Genomic DNA, 18,214 nt, shown 5'->3' with positions numbered 1-18,214 from the left:
GTATTTACCATGTAAATACTAGGTTAAGCTACAAAGAGCACACGGAGGATGCCTAGGCGCCAGGAGCCGACGAAGGACGTGGCGAACAACGATAAGGCCTCGGGGAGCTGTAAGCAAGCTTTGATCCGGGGATGTCCGAATGGGGAAACCCGGCTGTCTTCATCGACAGTCACTTTCTGCTGAATACATAGGCAGAATAGAGGCAGACCAGGGGAACTGAAACATCTAAGTACCCTGAGGAAGAGAAAACAATAGTGATTCCGTCAGTAGCGGCGAGCGAACGCGGATTAGCCCAAACCAAGGAGCTTGCTCCTTGGGGTTGTGGGACGTCTCACATGGAGTTACAAAGGAACCGGTTAGATGAAGAGGTCTGGAAAGGCCCGCCAGAGAAGGTAAAAGCCCTGTAGTTCAAAACTTGTTCTCTCCGAGACGGATCCCGAGTAGTGCGGGGCACGTGAAACCCCGTATGAATCCGGCAGGACCATCTGCCAAGGCTAAATACTCCCTGGCGACCGATAGTGAAGCAGTACCGTGAGGGAAAGGTGAAAAGCACCCCGGAAGGGGAGTGAAATAGATCCTGAAACCGTGTGCTTACAAGAAGTCAGAGCCCGATCTATGGGTGATGGCGTGCCTTTTGTAGAATGAACCGGCGAGTTACGTTCCCGTGCAAGGTTAAGGTGAAGAGCTGAAGCCGCAGCGAAAGCGAGTCTGAATAGGGCGAATGAGTACGTGGACGTAGACCCGAAACCGGGTGATCTACCCCTGTCCAGGGTGAAGGTGCGGTAACACGCACTGGAGGCCCGAACCCACGCATGTTGAAAAATGCGGGGATGAGGTGGGGGTAGCGGAGAAATTCCAATCGAACCCGGAGATAGCTGGTTCTCCCCGAAATAGCTTTAGGGCTAGCCTCGGAAAAAAGAATCGTGGAGGTAGAGCACTGATTGGGTGCGGGGCCCGCAAGGGTTACCAAGCTCAGTCAAACTCCGAATGCCATAGATTTAGTTCCGGGAGTCAGACAGTGAGTGCTAAGATCCATTGTCGAAAGGGAAACAGCCCAGACCATCAGCTAAGGTCCCCAAGTGTGTGTTAAGTGGGAAAGGATGTGGAGTTGCACAGACAACCAGGATGTTGGCTTAGAAGCAGCCACCATTGAAAGAGTGCGTAATAGCTCACTGGTCGAGTGACTCTGCGCCGAAAATGTAACGGGGCTAAACACACCACCGAAGCTATGGCTTGATGCTTGCATCAGGGGTAGGGGAGCGTTGAATGCGGGTTGAAGGTGTACCGTAAGGAGCGCTGGACTGCATTCAAGTGAGAATGCCGGTATGAGTAACGAAAAGATCTGTGAGAATCAGATCCGCCGAAAGCCTAAGGGTTCCTGAGGAAGGTTCGTCCGCTCAGGGTAAGTCGGGACCTAAGGCGAGGCCGATAGGCGTAGTCGAAGGACAACAGGTCGAAATTCCTGTACCACCGTAATCCGTTATGAGCGATGGGGTGACGCAGTAGGGTAGTGACGCGGACTGATGGATGTCCGTCTAAGCAGTGAGGCTGGTGTGTAGGCAAATCCGCACATCGTAAGGCTGGGCTGTGATGGGGAGCGAAAATTGTAGTAGCGAAGGTCATGATCTCAGACTGCCAAGAAAAGCCTCTAGCCAGGAGAAGGTGCCCGTACCGCAAACCGACACAGGTAGGCGAGAAGAGAATTCTAAGGCGCGCGGAAGAACTCTCGTTAAGGAACTCGGCAAAATGACCCCGTAACTTCGGGAGAAGGGGTGCCTCGGTAGGGTGAATAGCCCGAGGGGGCCGCAGTGAAAAGGCCCAAGCGACTGTTTAGCAAAAACACAGGTCTGTGCGAAGCCGCAAGGCGAAGTATACGGGCTGACGCCTGCCCGGTGCTGGAAGGTTAAGGGGAGTGGTAAGCCCTTCGGGGCGAAGCTATGAACCGAAGCCCCAGTAAACGGCGGCCGTAACTATAACGGTCCTAAGGTAGCGAAATTCCTTGTCAGGTAAATTCTGACCCGCACGAATGGCGTAACGACTTGGGCGCTGTCTCAACGAGAGATCCGGTGAAATTTTAATACCTGTGAAGATGCAGGTTACCCGCGACAAGACGGAAAGACCCCATGGAGCTTTACTGCAGCTTGATATTGAATTTGGGTACGATCTGTACAGGATAGGTGGGAGCCGTTGAACTTTGAGCGCCAGCTTGAAGGGAGGCATCCTTGGGATACCACCCTGATCGTATCTAGGTTCTAACTTGGTACCGTGAACCGGTGCGAGGACAGTGTCAGGTGGGCAGTTTGACTGGGGCGGTCGCCTCCTAAAGAGTAACGGAGGCGCCCCAAGGTTCCCTCAGAATGGTTGGAAATCATTCGAAGAGTGCAAAGGCAGAAGGGAGCTTGACTGCGAGACCTACAAGTCGAGCAGGGACGAAAGTCGGGCTTAGTGATCCGGTGGTACCGCATGGAAGGGCCATCGCTCAACGGATAAAAGCTACCCTGGGGATAACAGGCTTATCTCCCCCAAGAGTCCACATCGACGGGGAGGTTTGGCACCTCGATGTCGGCTCATCGCATCCTGGGGCTGAAGTAGGTCCCAAGGGTTGGGCTGTTCGCCCATTAAAGCGGTACGCGAGCTGGGTTCAGAACGTCGTGAGACAGTTCGGTCCCTATCTGTCGTGGGCGTAGGAAATTTGAGAGGAGCTGTCCTTAGTACGAGAGGACCGGGATGGACGTACCGCTGGTGTACCAGTTGTTCCGCCAGGAGCACCGCTGGGTAGCTATGTACGGAAGGGATAAGCGCTGAAAGCATCTAAGCGTGAAGCCCCCCTCAAGATGAGATTTCCCAATTCGTAAGACCCCTTGAAGACGACGAGGTAGATAGGTTGGGGGTGGAAGTGCAGTAATGCATGGAGCTGACCAATACTAATCGGTCGAGGGCTTATCCTAAAGAATAAAACGCAAATGAGTTTCGGATCCAGTTTTCAGGGTGTAACCTTGATATAAATGTTTAATATTCCCTGATAGCTCAGTTGGTAGAGCACTCGACTGTTAATCGAGTTGTCACAGGTTCGAGTCCTGTTCGGGGAGCCATATGGAGAGGTGTCCGAGTTGGCCGAAGGAGCACGATTGGAAATCGTGTAGGCGCCAAAAGCGTCTCGAGGGTTCGAATCCCTCTCTCTCCGCCATAATTATTTTATTGCATGGCCCGTTGGTCAAGGGGTTAAGACACCTCCCTTTCACGGAGGTAACAGGGGTTCGAATCCCCTACGGGTCATAAAAATATCATAAAAGAACTTGCAATAAAAAGTTCATTATGGTATAATATGAGAAGTGCTTAATTGTGGAGGCTTAGCTCAGCTGGGAGAGCATCTGCCTTACAAGCAGAGGGTCGGGGGTTCGAGCCCCTCAGCCTCCACCATTTGAAAATTAAATATTTTTATTGTCGCGGGGTGGAGCAGTTCGGTAGCTCGTCGGGCTCATAACCCGAAGGTCGCAGGTTCAAATCCTGCCCCCGCAACCAATTAAAATTTATTATGGAACTGTGGTGTAGAGGCCTAACATGCCTGCCTGTCACGCAGGAGATCGCGGGTTCGAATCCCGTCAGTTCCGCCATTAGTAATACAATGTTTAATGAAGAGCCTTATAATAAGGCTCGGTAGCTCAGTCGGTAGAGCAGAGGACTGAAAATCCTCGTGTCGGCGGTTCGATTCCGTCCCGAGCCACTTTTAATTGAATATTTTATGTGCCGGTGTAGCTCAACTGGTAGAGCAACTGACTTGTAATCAGTAGGTTGGGGGTTCAAGTCCTCTCGCCGGCACCATTTTTGGAGGATTAGCGAAGTGGCCAAACGCATCAGACTGTAAATCTGCTCCCTTACGGGTTCGGTGGTTCGAATCCATCATCCTCCACCAGTTTTATAGGGGCATAGTTTAAAGGTAGAACAACGGTCTCCAAAACCGTTGGTGTGGGTTCAATTCCTGCTGCCCCTGCCAATTATTCATTACTTGCGGCGGTCGTGGCGAAGTGGTTAACGCACCGGACTGTGACTCCGGCATTCGTGGGTTCAAGCCCCATCGGCCGCCCTTTACTTATTGGGGATTAGCCAAGCGGTAAGGCAACGGACTTTGACTCCGTCATGCATAGGTTCAAATCCTATATCCCCAGCCATCTTTATGCGGACGTGGCTCAGCGGTAGAGCATCGCCTTGCCAAGGCGAGGGTCGCGGGTTCGATTCCCGTCGTCCGCTTTGTTACACTCTGGCGCCATAGCCAAGTGGTAAGGCAAAGCTCTGCAAAAGCTTTATTCCCCAGTTCAAATCTGGGTGGCGCCTCCATAATTGAATACGCCGGCGTGGCGGAATGGCAGACGCGCTCGACTCAAAATCGAGTGGGAAACCGTGGAGGTTCGAGTCCTCTCGCCGGTATTAACTAAAAGAGTTCATTAGAGACATTCTCTAGTGAGCTTTTTTTATTCGAGTTTTAGTACCTCACTCATTGTTTGAGCTGAAGATACTTTCGAGTTGTACTCCAAATGCGAATAAATATTGGCTATTATTGCGTAATCACTGTGACCCAGCCATTCCTGAACTTCTTTCATGCTTACCCCTAATACATCTACATAAATATACTCCAGGTATTCAAGACAATAAGAATTGTCAGAAGATAAGCGATAGGATTCCTGTTATTCCTTCATACGAATCAGAAGCTCATAGAACGTGTCCTCTAGTGGCAGTATACGGCGACTGGCTTTATTCTTGGTTCGGTCCTTTTCAATTTCAATATATCTACCATTCAAATTGCCCGATGTAAGCGGTATGTTTAATATTAATAGTCCAATTCAATAAATCAATAGCCGACCATTTTAATCCTACGACCTCGCTTCGGCTTAGCCCATAAAAGGTAGCCAGGATAACGGAAAGCTCAATTCTTTCGCCTCGGATTACTGCGAGGAGTTGATCCAGCTCCTCGGCATTGTAGAAGCTCACGACGTAATTGTTCTTTTTTGGGCTTTCAACTAAGTCAGGGAGATTCGCTACAATCAGCTTTATTTTCACGGCATACTGAAAGGGCTCTGCAAATGTTCGCGTGGTAATGAATAACGGTATTGGCGCTGACACCTTGCACATTCATTTCATGGGTTTACAAGGTCTGAAAATCCTCTGTAGTTAAATCATCAAGCGATACATCCCTTTCTCTCGGAAAAAGGATCTACGCGGCCTTTTACAGTGTCGGAATAGGAGATATAGGAGATAAGCCCGATACTGTTTTTCATCATCTCTAGCCATTGAAGCATAAAGTCTGCGAACAGCCTTTTGCTATTACCGGATGGAGTAGCCGCTTTTACTCTTACAGCATATCTTCGTTTTCAACCGCGAGTGCTTGTCCTTCCATATGATAATTCTTCCTGGCTTCCTGAAGCAAGATTTCGGCTCTTTTCTTGGTTCCTTTTATCTTAAGCCCCGTAGGGATCCATTTTGGTCATCGTTTACCATTCTCATCTTTACAGTTAGGCGGATGTCCCGTTGCGCTTTCTCCTCTTCCAATAACTCCAGAGGGTGAACCCGATCCTTTTTCAAATACCGGTTGAGCTTCGGAATGGATTTGCTACAAAAGTGGTAGCTGAATCCGCCGATGGATTGCTTTAGCGCCCAGAAGGTGCATTTGATTTTGAACCGGGCGGTATAAAGTTCGATGATCTAGGTCGCCTCCAGTGTCAGATCGGTGCTGGCTAGAATGGAGCATTGCCTGTTCGGATTCACCAGCAAAAACCACAGTTTTTGGTATACTCTTTGGCCCCATAACATGTCCAGACACAGGTAACTGACGGATTATTCTTTGCCATACATGCTCACGATAGCGTACTCAAACGCGGCGATACGGCTTTAAAACAGCTCGGCCAAGCACCACCTTTGTCCTCTTTTTACGGTAGCGACCCCGGTCTGTGGCAGGTGTACCATGACGTTCATAGGCAACGGTATTGGACTTGGCTTCGGTTACCAGATCCATCCGGGTGCTGCCGAATTGGTTCCATTGTTCAACCCCCGCAAAGCAGGATTGATCAGAGGTAGGCAAAACCATTTCCGGGACGTGCCCTAGTCAAAACACAGCATGAGGCCGATGACAATGACAACAAACCCATGAAAAGCGCCTCCAAAATTGCGTCACATTTAACACAATTGATATTGATTATCAATATCAATTGTGTTAATATAATTTTGTTTACTAGTGAACAAAAAATAATCTAATGGTGACACTGAACTTGGTCTGCAACTACTACAAGAGAGGGGAGATTGGGAAATTGGAGTTTCAAAATCATTTTAAAGGTCATCTTTACGAGCAATATATTAAAATGCTACATCTGAATGAGCTGTATACTGAACAAGAATTTAACTCGTTTCGGCAACAGGCCAGAAAGTACCAGATTGACATGCTTTCCAACAATATTACTAGTGTACACGTTATTGATTGCATTGGTGATTATGAACCGATAAATCATACCGGGATTGTGGAGAAGATGGGGTTGTCCAAAGCTAGCATTACTAAAATTAGTGCAAAGCTGCTGGAAATGGGCTTCATTATGAGAAGTCAACTGAACAGCAATCGTAAGGAGATTTACTTTAGTTTAACGGATAAGGGAAGACACGTTTATCATTTGCATAAAGAACTGCACAAAGAAAAAGAAGAAAGGTTTTACCAATTCATTGAATCCTATTCAGAGGTTGAGCTGCAGACTATTGGAAAATTTATGAGTGATTTGGTGGCGCGTGCCGAAGAATACTCCGAAGGGAAGTTTACGATAAATGACGACATTAAAGATTGAGGAATTAAGATCCAAGATTGAAGGGAAAGAAATTTTAAAAGGGCTCACACTGGAGATTCATGGCGGAGAGATTCATGCGATTATGGGGCCTAATGGGACGGGAAAAAGTACATTGGCTTCAGCTTTAATGGGCCATCCCAAATATGAGGTTACTGGCGGTAAGGTGACATTGGACAATGAAGACCTTCTGGAGATGGAGGTGGATGAGCGTGCCCAGGCAGGCTTGTTCCTCGCTATGCAATACCCAAGTGAAATTGCTGGCGTGACCAACTCGGATTTTCTCAGAAGTGCCATCAATGCACGGCGTGAAGAAGGCGATGAGATATCCTTAATCCGTTTTATCCGTGAAATGGAGAGCAAAATGAAGGGGCTGGAGATGAACCCGGAATTTGTGCATCGTTATTTGAATGAGGGATTCTCTGGCGGTGAAAAAAAGCGGAATGAGATTTTGCAAATGATGCTACTTGAACCCAAGTTTGTGATCCTGGATGAAGTGGACTCAGGGCTTGATATTGATGCACTGCGTATTGTGGCCAATGGCGTAAATGAGATGCGCAGCCCGGATAGAGGCTTTTTAATCATCACCCATTATCAACGACTGTTGAATTATATTACCCCGGATTTTGTGCATGTCATGATGCAAGGCCGGATAGTTAAATCTGGCGGTCCGGAGCTTGCCCACCGTTTGGAGGCTGAAGGATACGATTGGGTGAAGGAGGAACTTGGGATTACGGATGAGACGGTAAGGGAAGCTTAAAAGCCGGAGAGGAGGAACAGCACGTGGATATACAAGCTAGAGTTTCAATGAATGTGGGCGATTTACGCGCATGGTCAAGCGCTAAGGATGAACCTCGTTGGCTGATTGAACGCCGCGTTCACGCACTCGAACTGGCAGGGACGCTGGAGTTGCCTAAAGTGGAGAAAATCAATCTTGAAAAATGGGATATCTACGAAAGTGGAGATTACAAAGCTGAGAATGCGTGGTCTAGTTTGGAGGAAGCGCCGGAGGTTGTTCGAGGTTTGGTTGCTTCTCCGGTGAAAGGCGGACTAATCGTTCAGTTCAACTCGGATGTAGTGTATACGAAATTGTCCGAGAGCTTAGCCGCCCAGGGAGTCATTTTAACGGATCTGCATACTGCGGCAAAAGAGCATGAGGAGCTGGTTCAACGTTATCTCTTTCAGGCAGTAAAGCCAGAAGAACATCGTTTATCTGCTGCACACAGTGCCTTATGGAGTGGTGGCGTTTTTCTATATGTCCCAGACGGTGTAGAGGTTGAAGCACCTATTCAAGCGATCTTTCTTAACGATACAAGCGGTGTGTGTTTTGCTCCTCACGTCTTAATTGTGGCAGGGAGCAACAGCAAGATCACTTATGTGGATAATTGTGTATCGAGTGGTGATGATGTCAAGGTATTGCATAACGGTGTGACGGAGGTCTTCGCGGGGGCGGGCTCAAAGGTGCAAGTAGCTTCGGTTCATCAGCTTGCTGCAACTACAACAGATTTCACCCAGCGACGGGCGGTCGTTCTTGCTGATGGGGGTGTGGAATGGATTATCGGTGAAATGAACAATGGTTATACCGCCAGCGACACCAAGGCTTTGCTACAAGGCAACGGGGCGGTCTCCGACAATAAGGTGATTGCTATTGGCACGGGCAATCAAAAATCGAGCTATACAACTCAAGCTCAGCATTTTGGCAGAAGCTCGGTAAGCCAGATGATTACGCGTGCAGTCATGCTTGAAGAAGCTACGGCCATTATCAACGGCATTACAAAGATTGAAAAAGGTGCAACCCATTGTGATGGTCAGCAAACAGAACGCGTGCTTATGCTAAGTCCTAAAGCTCGCGGCGATGCCAATCCGATCCTGCTGATAGATGAGGATGATGTAACCGCGGGTCATGCTGCATCCGTGGGGCAAGTAAATGCAGAGCAAATCTATTATCTGATGTCGCGCGGGATATCACGGAGTGAAGCCGAACATCTTGTTATTTTCGGATTTCTCGCTCCTGTCATTTCGGAGATCCCACTGGAAGGTGTTCGCAGTCGCCTAAAAGATTTAGTGGAAAGCAAGCTCGGCAGATCATAGCAAATCAAAATGAATCTTAAAAGGTTAAAAAGGAGTGATACTAATGGCTAAAAAAGCACCAGATATGGGCGAATATAAATATGGGTTTCGCGACAAGCACCAGTCTATTTTTCAATCTGGAAAAGGTCTGACGGAAGAGATTGTCCGGGAAATTTCCCGAATCAAGGAAGAGCCGGAGTGGATGCTCAATTTTCGGTTGAAAGCTTTGAATCAATTCTACAAAATGCCGATGCCTGAATGGGGAGCGGATTTGACCGGGCTAAATCTTGATGACATCCAGTATTACGTTCGCCCTTCTGAAAAACAGGGAAAGACCTGGGAGGAGGTTCCTTCCGAGATCAAAGCAACCTTTGACAAGCTGGGAATCCCTGAAGCGGAGCAAAAATTCCTGGCGGGCGTATCCGCTCAATATGAGTCGGAAGTAGTTTATCACAGCATGCGGAAAGAACTGGAGGATCAGGGCGTTATTTTCCTTGATACGGATAGTGCATTAAAGCAATACCCCGAAGTGTTTAAGCAACATTTTGGGACGATCATCCCTCCCGCCGACAATAAATTTGCGGCGCTTAATAGTGCGGTTTGGTCAGGCGGTAGCTTTGTATACATTCCGAAGGGTGTTCAGTGCGAGGTTCCTATACAAGGTTATTTCCGTATTAATTCTGAAAATATGGGTCAATTCGAGCGGACATTAATTATTGCCGAAGAGGGCAGCTTTGTCCATTATGTTGAAGGATGTACAGCACCTATTTATAGTACCAGTTCTCTGCATAGTGGAGTTATTGAAATTATTTGCCGGAAAGATTCCCGTGTCCGTTACACGACCATTCAGAATTGGGCTCCTAATATCTACAACTTGGTAACCCAAAGGGCTGTGGCAGAAGAAAATGCCACAATGGAATGGGTGGACGGCAACATCGGCTCCAAGGTAACAATGAAGTATCCGGCAGTATTATTGAAAGGACGGGGAGCCAAGGGGTCCATCCTGTCTATTGCCGTAGCCGGTAAAGATCAGCATCAAGATGCTGGCGCGAAGGTAATTCACCTTGCTCCCGAGACAACATCTACGATTATATCCAAATCCATCAGCAAGCAGGGCGGAAAAGTAAACTACCGAGGGTTGTCCAGCTTCAGCCGCGATTCCGCAGGGTCCAAGTCCAATATTAAGTGCGATACGTTGATATTGGACAACATGTCAACATCAGATACGATTCCGTACAATGAAATTAAAAACGATCAGATTACTTTGGAGCACGAGGCAACAGTATCCAAAGTGTCCGAGGAACAATTGTTTTACTTAATGAGCCGCGGGCTTACAGAACAAGATGCTACACAAATGATTGTAATGGGCTTTATTGAACCGTTTACCAAAGAATTGCCAATGGAATATGCCGTTGAAATGAATCGGTTGATTCAATTTGAGATGGAAGGAAGCATCGGTTGATTCATTAATTTAATAGATCAAACCTTTATCATTCTTTAAAGAAGTGCGAGGTGCTAGTAATGAAGAAAAATAATTCGGACGATTCAGAACTAGCTCAAATTACCCGAGAGATACGAAAACTTCAGTTCTGCTTCAATATGCTGTCAGGATTGAGCGCAAGTTGTGGTGTGATGATACCTTTAGACTCTATTCATACGCTTATAAGGGAACTTTCGGATCAAGAGGTCACTCTTAGGCAAAAAGCAAAGGATCACTCAGACGATCTAGGGTGAAAAAAGGTCTGAATTGACGGTTGGTAAAACAATGGGAGGAGTTGACATAATGGATGAAAATGGAGTTTTATTCGATGAAGTATCGGAAGTTCTTCTCAAACTACGTCCTTTCTTACTGCGTGACGGTGGAGATGCTGAACTGGTCGAGGTTGAGAACGGTATAGCAAAATTAAGATTTTTGGGAGCTTGCAATGGTTGCCCAAGTGCTACGATTACGTTAAAGGTTGCTATTGAGCGCGCAATTCTTGAGGAAATTGATGATATTAAAGAAGTTGTACAAGTATTCTAAATTTCTTGATACTGAGCAACTGAGTTATTCCTGTCGCAGACCATAGCTACGGAAGTTGATCCCGCTGCTCAATACCAAAGTACATCGACAGATTACCTTGCGGGTCGAAATCGACGAGCAACACTTTTTTTACTTCATCAAACAAAGTATTATCAAGATTGTATTCGGTATCGAGTGGGAAACCGTGGAGGTTCGAGTCCTCTCGCCGGTATACACAAAAGGATGATAAAATGCTTAAAGGCATTTTATCATCCTTTTTATTATATATTCATGATTTTGGCAACAAGGTTAACATGGATTTGACCAGCGCTTTGATCTTATCGTAAGATGATGGTACTGAAAAAACTTTTCTAGTTTACTGAGCCCGAAAGAAATGAGGACGAATATGCAGGAAAGAATTTTGGAGGCTTTTGTAGAGGAAGTTCATGAAAATGGATTGAAATTTACTATGGATGATCTTGCGAAAAGACTTGCTATTAGTAAGCGTACGTTGTATGAAAATTTTTCGTCTAAGACGCTTATTTTAGAAACACTTATTGAGCGTACAAATGATGATATGATTCGAAAAACTGAGCAGATTATCGAAAATAATGAGTTATCTTTGTTAGACAAGATTAAGCAGTCGATTAGGGTCATGCCTCTGTATTATAAGTTTTACGATTTAAGAATATTGGACCAGATGAAAAAGTACTATCCTGAGCAATGGAAAAGGGTGCATGCCGATTTAAATGACTGGTCTCCGATTAGAACATTAATTCAGGAAGGCATCCGAGAAGGAATTATTGTGAATAAAAATGAGGCTCTGATCATGAAGCTTATTATTGAATCTGTAAATTTAACGCTTGATCAGCGTTTCTTTCTGGATAACAGTGTGACGGTAGAGGAAGCAACTTATTCTATTGTAGATATTTTGTTGTTCGGATTGGTCGAAAAATAAAAAAATAGCCTCAACAATATGCTGCATATTTGAAGAGGCCATTTTTGTATATGAAAACTAAGAAAACAATTTCAGTTTCAATTGTTTTTGAAAAAGAATAATGAAGTTTACCTGATGTTGAATAAAGAGATACGAAAAGGAAGGGTGGAAATATGTCTATACTCACAAGAAATCGAGGAGCAATGCTGTTATTGATGCTTAACATTTTTTTGGCATTCATGGGGATTGGCTTAGTTGTCCCTGTGTTACCTAAGTTTATAAGTGAGCTAGGGATGAATGGTTCCTCGATGGGACTGATGGTTGCGGCTTTTGCGTTGACACAGCTTTTATTATCACCATTGTCAGGAAAGTTGTCTGATCGTTATGGACGTAAAAAGTTGATTGTTTCTGGGATGTTCATCTTCATGTTATCAGAGCTTGTTTTTGGACTGGCGAATTCCATTCCTACCCTGTTCATAGCACGAATCATGGGTGGAGCAGGGGCAGCGTTGCTTACTCCTTCTATTATGGCCTATGTCGCTGACGTGACCTCGTTTGAGGAAAGAGGCAAGGGAATGGGCATGATCAATGCAGCGATCAACACAGGCTTCATAATCGGGCCAGGGATTGGCGGATTGCTTGCCACATATGGAATACGCATTCCCTTTTTTGCGGCAGCAGGAGCTGCGGGAATAGCAGCTATCTTGTCTCTGTTAGTGCTGCCTGAGTCTTTAAGCAAGGAAAAGCAACAATATAATAGAGAGCTTCCACGTCAAAAAGAAAATCTTTTGCAGCAATTTGCCAAGTCATATCAATCTCCATATTTCATGGGTTTACTCATTGTATTTGTCGTTGCTTTTGGGTTAGCGAACTTTGAAACAGTGTTTGGACTGTTTGTTGACCATAAATATGGTTTTACACCAATGGATATTGCCATCATTATAACGACAGGCTCCATTTTGGGAGCAGTTGTCCAAGCGACTATATTTGGATGGATCATAAATCGTTTTGGAGAGAAAAAAGTAATTCACCTCTGTTTGGCTATTGGGGGCCTGTTCATCTTTCTAACCCTATTTGCTGAACAGTACGTGATGATTATGCTGACGACCTTCATCATTTTTCTGGCTATGGATATCCTTCGCCCAGCAGTAAGCACTTCTCTATCGCGGCAGGCCGGAGATGAGCAAGGCTTTGTGGCAGGCATGAACTCGTCCTATACAAGCTTGGGTAATGTGATTGGACCATTAATTGCAGGACTGTTATTCGATGTTCATATTAATCTGCCTTATATGGTTGCAGCTATAGCTTTACTGGCTTGTCTCGTCCTTTCACTACGTTCCAAGCAAGCGGGTGAGCAACACTCGATAGCCCGTGCAGCAGAACAGCATAGAGGGTGATAGCCGCAGGTCTATACTCATCCCCGACTTAGGTCTAGGTTCAAAAACCGTCTGGGGTCCGTTTTGTCGAACGCTAGGTCAGCGTACAATAAGAACATAAGCAAGACACAGTGAAAGGCGGTGAGAGATGATGAGAGTTAACAAAGGGAATGGGTTAGCGATTGTACTGATCGTGTTGGGTTCGATTATGCTGCTCGGTAAGTTTACTCCGTTTTTCGGTCACTTTTTAGGACATCTGATTGGTTACTTAATTCCGATAGCTATGGTCATGCTAGGCTACTACGGTGTGAAAAAAGGAAATGCGCTCTTCGGCTGGATCGTACTTGTACTCGGGGTACTGATTTTGCTTGGAAAACTGTCCTGGCTTCTGGGACCGCTACTGGCAATCGGGTTGATCATATTTGGTGTTTCCCTGCTGAGTGACCGCAGAAGACGTTACTGATTTTAGCAGTTTGGCGAATGAAAAAAGATTGCAGCAACGAAGTGATAAATTATGGCAATACGAATGGTGAAAGGAGCAGACGCAAATGAGTGTTTTTCGAAGAATGCGCGATATCACGGTAGCGACCTTCAATGAGCATTTGGAACAAAGCCAAGACCCGGTGCAACTAATTGACCAGTTCTTGTATAATACCCGCCAGGAAATTGCCGAAGCGGAAAAACTCCATCAACAGTATGCGATGCATACAAGACAGATGAAGCAGCAGTTGGATCATGCATTGTCCATGCAGACCAAACGGGAGGAACAGGCGCTACTGGCTTTGAAGGCTGATGAAGAACATATCGCGAAGCTGGCCCTTCAGGAGAAAATGCTATATGCAGAAAAAGAAGAGCAGTATAGAGAACTGTGGGAGCAGAGCCGTGAATCACTACGTGAGCTAGAACAACAGCTAGATACGTTAAAGACAGAATATCAAACGGTACACAGCAAGCGTCAGTATTATGCGGCACGTGTACAGACGTTGAGACTCCAGCAGCAAATGAACGAACGGGCTGGTACATACGGTGGACGAAATGTTCCCCGAATGTTCAACCGCTTGGAAGATCGGGTAGCCGATATGGAAGCAGAAACGATGAGTCTGCGTGATTTACGTCGGGGTGAGGGCGACCATGCACAGGATGCTCAAGGCGGTGGATCGCTGCTCGAACAAGAGTGGGCGAGACTGAAAAGCAAGCTGAACAACAGCGGGAAGGAGTAAATTGATAATGACCCGAATTTACAGATCAAGCCGGGATAGAGTAATAACAGGTGTATGTGGCGGTCTTTCTGACGCAACAGGAATGGACTCAACATGGATTCGTATTCTGGTTGTGATCAGTTTCTTTATTACAGCAGGAACCACATTTATGATTTATGTGATTGCGGCACTGGTTATCTCCAAGGAGCCGAGATCTCCTTTTGATGGAGGATTTGGCCCTGACAGCGGACCCTACAATCAACAGGATCCACGCTATTATGGCAGTAACAATACAAGATCGCAGTATGGGCAAGGAACTGGTTACAATCAGGGCGGTGCATACGGCAATTCGAACCCGTTTTTTGGGCAAGATGCCCGCAGTTCATCCAAATTTAACACAGGTCAGAACAGTGACCTGGATTCCATGATGGAAGATATCGAGAAAAAGGCAATGAAAAAAGAATTAGCAGAGTTACGCAAAAAAGTAGAGCAATTTGAGAAGGGAGATCGTAAATAATGGGGATCTTTAAAAGAATGAAGGATATGACAAGAGCATCGGTGAATGAAGTGTTGGATAAAGTGGAAGATCCGATTATTATGTTGAATCAATATTTGCGCGATATGGAGGCGGAAATTCACGAGGCTGAGGTAACGGTTGCCAAGCAAATGGCGAATGAACGACGTATGAAACAGCGTTTGGAGGAAGCGGTGCGTGTATCCAATGAGCGTGAGAAGCAAGCTGAATCCGCATTACGAAATGGTCAGGAAGAAGTAGCGCGCAAGCTGTTGGGAGAGAAGATTTATTTTGTGCAAAAGCAGGACGAATACCGCGACTTGCATACACAAGCTGAGCTTCAAGCAAAAGAATTAGTACAACAGCTTCACGACATGAAAGATGAGTTCTATAAAATGCGCAACAAGCGCAATGAGTTAGTATCCCGTGCTCAAATGGCGAAAGCCAAAAAGCAAATGTCTCAAATCAATAGTTTGCATACGATTGAAAGTGGGTCTGCTTCATTGGGCTTCCACCGTATGGAAGAAAAAATCATGCAAATGGAAGCTGAAGCTGACGTACTGCGTGCTCCATACCGTCAAGCTCCAGGAGAAGCATATACTAATCCGGCTGAGGCTGAAAAACAGTTTAAAGTGGATGAGCAGCTTCAACAGCTTAAGTCCAAAATTCAGACAGGTGCTAAACCAGTCGATATGAAGAAGGACTGACTACTCGGAAACAAGACATTATGATATGCTGTATGGAATGGACATTGGTCGATGATCGTGCTCAATCTGTATGGTCCAGGAAAGCCATATGGCGGAATGTCGCGCCACTATGGCTTTTCCGTCCTGTATAAACAAAAAGGGGGTGCAGCATGGAGAGAAAAAAATCAGCCTTGGCACTGGCAGGGATTGGCATCGGGATTATCATTTTATTCGGTCAGTGGATTGGGTTCCTCTCCGTGGTTGCACTGATCCTAATGTTGGCCGGAATATATAAGATCCGCAATTCCAAAATCAAAAAGGGTTACACGATGCTCGCGATTGGTGCTGGATTGTTAGTGCTGGATCATTTGTTCCTGTTTGTGGTAGTTACCCTAGCATCATTAGCTGTATTCTATTCACGTTCAAGGAAGCTGCATAAAGGTCAAAGCTCCATATTCAAGCACAATTTTATATCCAATCATAAATGGGATGAAGTGCCTTGGAGCCTGCGCAGCACAAGCATATGGCATGTGGTTGGGGACGTGGATGCCGACCTGACGTTGGCTCTCCCAGAGGAACGTGAGCCCGTCATATTTTTGCAGGGGATCTTCGGTGACATTGACATCACCCTACCGGATAATTACGGTGTAGAGGTGGAGATGTTCATATTGTTCGGGCAGATTCAGTTCGACCGGGATCATGAGGCAGGGATGCTCAATCGACTAGTTTGGAAGTCTCCCCATTTTGAGCAGAGTGAGTATAAAGTGAAGTTTGTCGTTTCGTACTTGGCGGGCGATGTCCGCGTCCGATTTTATTGAATCAGGAGGAGCCGGGATGAATCATAAAAAAACGTCCAACATGGTAACCCGCAGTATGGGTGAAGGTATCCTCCTGTGTGTTGTTGTGGGCGTAGTTGTCTTTTATATGCTGTATACATATGGATATGTGAAGTCGTTCCCAACCTGGGGAATGATATTGAAAGTTGCAGGAGCCGTTATACTGGTGTTGATTGGTACAGGGGCAATGTACGGATTTTATGAAAGCTACCGCTTTAAAAGCAGACTGGAAATGTTGAGAGAGACGTTGCTGATGTGGGAAAAGGGAACCCCTGCACGTGAGTTGCCGCCCCTAGGGCATGATGAGCTTGGCAGGCTGGGAGAGCAGCTGGAACGGATTGGGCGTAAATGGCAGGAACAAGTTACGTCTTTACAACGCTTATCCACGGATAATGCTCAGCTGGCAGAACAGGCACGGATGACTGCGATTGTGGAGGAGCGGCAGCGGCTGGCCAGAGAGTTGCATGACGCCGTATCACAGCAATTATTTGCTATTTCAATGACGGCGACGGCTGTGGGGAGGACGCTGGATAAGGATTTTGATAAAGCGCAGCGTCAAGTTGCGCTAATTGAAGAAATGTCTTCCGTGGCACAATCCGAAATGCGGGCGTTACTACTTCATCTGCGGCCTGTCTATCTGGAAGGAAAACGGCTTGAGCAGGGTTTGCGTGATTTGGTACAGGAGTTGCAGGCAAAGGTACCGATGGAGATTGATTTTGAGATTGAAAGCGGAGTACAGTTGGTTAAAGGCATTGAGAACCACTTGTTTCGTATTGTTCAGGAAGCGATGTCTAATACATTGCGCCATGCCAAAGCAACCCGCATGGAAATTCGTATCGTGCAACGCCCGGATTCCATCAGGCTGACGATTCGGGATAACGGTATTGGTTTTGAACTGGATGAGAAAAAGCAGACTTCATATGGATTATCCACGATGCAGGAGCGGGTCAGTGAAATTGGGGGAGCTATTCAATATATAACGGCTCCAGGAAAAGGAACACGGATCGAGGTGTCCGTGCCAGTTATTAATGATGAAAGCGGAAGGAACGATGATCATGGAAACGGAATTACCGATTAGCGTACTGCTGGTAGACGACCATGAAATGGTACGGATTGGTCTTGCGGCGGTGCTGGGGACGGAAGAAGGCATTGAAGTGGTCGGCGAGGCCGGAAGCGGAGAAGAAGGCATACGGTTGGCTTCCGAATACAGGCCAAATGTGATTTTGATGGATCTGGTCATGGATGGCATGGATGGCATCGAAACGACACGCCAAGTAACTCGCCTGCTTCCAGAGACCAAGGTGATTGTGCTGACGAGTTATTTGGACGATGAGAAAATGTATCCGGTCATTGAGGCAGGGGCATTCAGCTATTTGCTCAAAACGTCTCGTGCTTCCGAGATAGCGGATGCGATCCGTGCAGCTGCACGTGGACAGTCCGTACTAGAGTCACAGGTGGCCTCCAAGATGATGAATCGATTCCGCCAGCCACAGGCTGAGGCGCCCGCGCATACGGAGCTGACTGATCGCGAGATGGAGGTGCTTCGTCTGTTGGCACAAGGAAAGTCTAACCAAGATATCGCAGATGAGCTGATTATCGGGATTAAGACGGTAAAATTCCATGTCACGAACCTTCTCGCTAAATTAGGAGTAGAAGACCGTACACAGGCGGCGATCTATGCTTATAAGAACGGACTAGCAGAGTAGAATGTAGAATAAACGAATACAAAAAACCGGAGACGACAATAGTCCTCCGGTTTTTTGTGTTCCATAACAA

The 18,214-nt window shown here is 46.4% G+C and carries 16 protein-coding genes, 15 tRNA genes and 1 rRNA gene; 30 read left to right on the top strand and 2 right to left on the bottom strand.

The annotated features are described in order from the left end of the window. The first annotated feature begins 21 nt into the window (after positions 1 to 21). From KAI36_RS22240 to KAI36_RS22165, 16 genes are all read left to right on the top strand, one after another. Positions 22 to 2,948 (top strand): 23S ribosomal RNA (locus KAI36_RS22240). Between the two features lie 68 nt (positions 2,949 to 3,016). Next, positions 3,017 to 3,092, top strand: a tRNA-Asn gene (locus KAI36_RS22235). 3 nt (positions 3,093 to 3,095) lie between these two features. Then, positions 3,096 to 3,187: transfer RNA gene (locus KAI36_RS22230), tRNA-Ser, on the top strand. A gap of 17 nt (positions 3,188 to 3,204) precedes the next feature. Further along, a tRNA-Glu gene (locus KAI36_RS22225) sits at positions 3,205 to 3,276 on the top strand. Positions 3,277 to 3,344: 68 nt separating this feature from the next. Continuing rightward, positions 3,345 to 3,420: transfer RNA gene (locus tag KAI36_RS22220), tRNA-Val, on the top strand. A 25-nt stretch (positions 3,421 to 3,445) separates the two neighbouring features. Continuing rightward, positions 3,446 to 3,522, top strand: a tRNA-Met gene (locus KAI36_RS22215). A 15-nt stretch (positions 3,523 to 3,537) separates the two neighbouring features. Next, positions 3,538 to 3,614 (top strand) — tRNA-Asp (locus tag KAI36_RS22210). Between the two features lie 37 nt (positions 3,615 to 3,651). Continuing rightward, positions 3,652 to 3,724, top strand: a tRNA-Phe gene (locus KAI36_RS22205). A gap of 22 nt (positions 3,725 to 3,746) precedes the next feature. Next, positions 3,747 to 3,822, top strand: a tRNA-Thr gene (locus KAI36_RS22200). Between the two features lie 5 nt (positions 3,823 to 3,827). Further along, positions 3,828 to 3,913 (top strand) — tRNA-Tyr (locus KAI36_RS22195). A 7-nt stretch (positions 3,914 to 3,920) separates the two neighbouring features. After that, positions 3,921 to 3,994: transfer RNA gene (locus tag KAI36_RS22190), tRNA-Trp, on the top strand. 17 nt (positions 3,995 to 4,011) lie between these two features. Continuing rightward, positions 4,012 to 4,084, top strand: a tRNA-His gene (locus tag KAI36_RS22185). Positions 4,085 to 4,094: 10 nt separating this feature from the next. Beyond that, a tRNA-Gln gene (locus tag KAI36_RS22180) sits at positions 4,095 to 4,169 on the top strand. Positions 4,170 to 4,176: 7 nt separating this feature from the next. Then, positions 4,177 to 4,248, top strand: a tRNA-Gly gene (locus KAI36_RS22175). A gap of 12 nt (positions 4,249 to 4,260) precedes the next feature. Beyond that, positions 4,261 to 4,335, top strand: a tRNA-Cys gene (locus KAI36_RS22170). Positions 4,336 to 4,346: 11 nt separating this feature from the next. After that, positions 4,347 to 4,425 (top strand) — tRNA-Leu (locus KAI36_RS22165). A 360-nt stretch (positions 4,426 to 4,785) separates the two neighbouring features. Here KAI36_RS22165 and KAI36_RS22160 read toward each other — a convergent pair. Then, positions 4,786 to 5,127, bottom strand: a complete 342-nt coding sequence (locus KAI36_RS22160) for a site-specific integrase (protein WP_258382211.1) — start codon at positions 5,125 to 5,127, stop codon at positions 4,786 to 4,788. Between the two features lie 736 nt (positions 5,128 to 5,863). After that, positions 5,864 to 6,007 carry a hypothetical protein gene (locus KAI36_RS22155; RefSeq protein WP_190297943.1) on the bottom strand — a complete coding sequence of 48 codons (144 nt, stop codon included), beginning with the start codon at positions 6,005 to 6,007 and terminating at the stop codon, positions 5,864 to 5,866. A 292-nt stretch (positions 6,008 to 6,299) separates the two neighbouring features. Between KAI36_RS22155 and KAI36_RS22150 the strand changes: the two genes are divergently transcribed. The 14 genes from KAI36_RS22150 (at position 6,300) to KAI36_RS22080 (ending at position 18,144) form a co-directional block, all read left to right on the top strand. Then, a complete protein-coding gene (locus tag KAI36_RS22150) occupies positions 6,300 to 6,821 on the top strand; it encodes a MarR family transcriptional regulator (RefSeq protein WP_023990248.1) in 522 nt (173 codons plus the stop codon). Further along, positions 6,802 to 7,578 (top strand): Fe-S cluster assembly ATPase SufC, encoded by a 777-nt coding sequence (sufC, locus tag KAI36_RS22145; RefSeq protein WP_023990247.1) that lies wholly within the window; start codon positions 6,802 to 6,804, stop codon positions 7,576 to 7,578. Before KAI36_RS22150 ends, sufC begins: the two co-directional genes overlap by 20 nt. Before the next feature lie 47 nt (positions 7,579 to 7,625). Then, positions 7,626 to 8,909, top strand: a complete 1,284-nt coding sequence (sufD, locus tag KAI36_RS22140) for a Fe-S cluster assembly protein SufD (RefSeq protein WP_220028189.1) — start codon at positions 7,626 to 7,628, stop codon at positions 8,907 to 8,909. 43 nt (positions 8,910 to 8,952) lie between these two features. Continuing rightward, positions 8,953 to 10,350, top strand: coding sequence for a Fe-S cluster assembly protein SufB (gene sufB / locus KAI36_RS22135; protein WP_023990245.1), 1,398 nt, complete (start codon positions 8,953 to 8,955; stop codon positions 10,348 to 10,350). 321 nt (positions 10,351 to 10,671) lie between these two features. Beyond that, entirely contained in the window at positions 10,672 to 10,911 is a 240-nt protein-coding gene (locus tag KAI36_RS22130) for a NifU family protein (protein WP_013373004.1), read from the top strand. A 385-nt stretch (positions 10,912 to 11,296) separates the two neighbouring features. Beyond that, positions 11,297 to 11,848, top strand: a complete 552-nt coding sequence (locus KAI36_RS22120) for a TetR/AcrR family transcriptional regulator (protein ID WP_013311900.1) — start codon at positions 11,297 to 11,299, stop codon at positions 11,846 to 11,848. A 152-nt stretch (positions 11,849 to 12,000) separates the two neighbouring features. Continuing rightward, positions 12,001 to 13,224, top strand: a complete 1,224-nt coding sequence (locus KAI36_RS22115; RefSeq protein ID WP_220026044.1) for an MFS transporter — start codon at positions 12,001 to 12,003, stop codon at positions 13,222 to 13,224. Between the two features lie 130 nt (positions 13,225 to 13,354). Beyond that, positions 13,355 to 13,666, top strand: a complete 312-nt coding sequence (locus tag KAI36_RS22110) for a LiaF transmembrane domain-containing protein (protein WP_013311898.1) — start codon at positions 13,355 to 13,357, stop codon at positions 13,664 to 13,666. 85 nt (positions 13,667 to 13,751) lie between these two features. Then, entirely contained in the window at positions 13,752 to 14,423 is a 672-nt protein-coding gene (locus KAI36_RS22105) for a PspA/IM30 family protein (protein ID WP_013311897.1), read from the top strand. Between the two features lie 7 nt (positions 14,424 to 14,430). Next, positions 14,431 to 14,919, top strand: coding sequence for a PspC domain-containing protein (locus KAI36_RS22100; protein WP_220026043.1), 489 nt, complete (start codon positions 14,431 to 14,433; stop codon positions 14,917 to 14,919). After that, a complete protein-coding gene (locus tag KAI36_RS22095; protein WP_025718885.1) occupies positions 14,919 to 15,623 on the top strand; it encodes a PspA/IM30 family protein in 705 nt (234 codons plus the stop codon). Before KAI36_RS22100 ends, KAI36_RS22095 begins: the two co-directional genes overlap by 1 nt. Before the next feature lie 149 nt (positions 15,624 to 15,772). After that, on the top strand, positions 15,773 to 16,420 hold the full coding sequence (gene liaF / locus KAI36_RS22090) for a cell wall-active antibiotics response protein LiaF (protein ID WP_076294256.1): 648 nt from the start codon (positions 15,773 to 15,775) through the stop codon (positions 16,418 to 16,420). A gap of 16 nt (positions 16,421 to 16,436) precedes the next feature. After that, the gene (locus tag KAI36_RS22085) at positions 16,437 to 17,516 is read left to right on the top strand and encodes a sensor histidine kinase (RefSeq protein WP_023990236.1); all 1,080 of its coding nucleotides are present in this window, start codon (positions 16,437 to 16,439) and stop codon (positions 17,514 to 17,516) included. Further along, the gene (locus tag KAI36_RS22080) at positions 17,494 to 18,144 is read left to right on the top strand and encodes a response regulator (RefSeq protein WP_220028188.1); all 651 of its coding nucleotides are present in this window, start codon (positions 17,494 to 17,496) and stop codon (positions 18,142 to 18,144) included. Before KAI36_RS22085 ends, KAI36_RS22080 begins: the two co-directional genes overlap by 23 nt. Positions 18,145 to 18,214: the final 70 nt, after the last annotated feature.

The organism is Paenibacillus sp. S02 (genome assembly GCF_019454065.1).
Taxonomy (GTDB): Bacteria; Bacillota; Bacilli; order Paenibacillales; family Paenibacillaceae; genus Paenibacillus; species Paenibacillus polymyxa_B.
Note: the sequence above shows the minus strand (reverse complement) of the source record. Positions and strands in the feature narration are given on the sequence as shown.

What these genes read in the sequence shown, in the direction of transcription:
- KAI36_RS22160 (WP_258382211.1), bottom strand. Translation starts at nt 5,127, where the DNA reads ATGTGCAAGGTGTCAGCGCCAATACCGTTATTCATTACCACGCGAACA.
- KAI36_RS22155 (WP_190297943.1), bottom strand. Translation starts at nt 6,007, where the DNA reads ATGGATCTGGTAACCGAAGCCAAGTCCAATACCGTTGCCTATGAACGT.
- sufC (WP_023990247.1), top strand. Translation starts at nt 6,802, where the DNA reads ATGACGACATTAAAGATTGAGGAATTAAGATCCAAGATTGAAGGGAAA.
- sufD (WP_220028189.1), top strand. Translation starts at nt 7,626, where the DNA reads ATGAATGTGGGCGATTTACGCGCATGGTCAAGCGCTAAGGATGAACCT.
- sufB (WP_023990245.1), top strand. Translation starts at nt 8,953, where the DNA reads ATGGCTAAAAAAGCACCAGATATGGGCGAATATAAATATGGGTTTCGC.
- KAI36_RS22130 (WP_013373004.1), top strand. Translation starts at nt 10,672, where the DNA reads ATGGATGAAAATGGAGTTTTATTCGATGAAGTATCGGAAGTTCTTCTC.
- KAI36_RS22120 (WP_013311900.1), top strand. Translation starts at nt 11,297, where the DNA reads ATGCAGGAAAGAATTTTGGAGGCTTTTGTAGAGGAAGTTCATGAAAAT.
- KAI36_RS22115 (WP_220026044.1), top strand. Translation starts at nt 12,001, where the DNA reads ATGTCTATACTCACAAGAAATCGAGGAGCAATGCTGTTATTGATGCTT.
- KAI36_RS22110 (WP_013311898.1), top strand. Translation starts at nt 13,355, where the DNA reads ATGAGAGTTAACAAAGGGAATGGGTTAGCGATTGTACTGATCGTGTTG.
- KAI36_RS22105 (WP_013311897.1), top strand. Translation starts at nt 13,752, where the DNA reads ATGAGTGTTTTTCGAAGAATGCGCGATATCACGGTAGCGACCTTCAAT.
- KAI36_RS22100 (WP_220026043.1), top strand. Translation starts at nt 14,431, where the DNA reads ATGACCCGAATTTACAGATCAAGCCGGGATAGAGTAATAACAGGTGTA.
- KAI36_RS22095 (WP_025718885.1), top strand. Translation starts at nt 14,919, where the DNA reads ATGGGGATCTTTAAAAGAATGAAGGATATGACAAGAGCATCGGTGAAT.
- liaF (WP_076294256.1), top strand. Translation starts at nt 15,773, where the DNA reads ATGGAGAGAAAAAAATCAGCCTTGGCACTGGCAGGGATTGGCATCGGG.
- KAI36_RS22085 (WP_023990236.1), top strand. Translation starts at nt 16,437, where the DNA reads ATGAATCATAAAAAAACGTCCAACATGGTAACCCGCAGTATGGGTGAA.
- KAI36_RS22080 (WP_220028188.1), top strand. Translation starts at nt 17,494, where the DNA reads ATGGAAACGGAATTACCGATTAGCGTACTGCTGGTAGACGACCATGAA.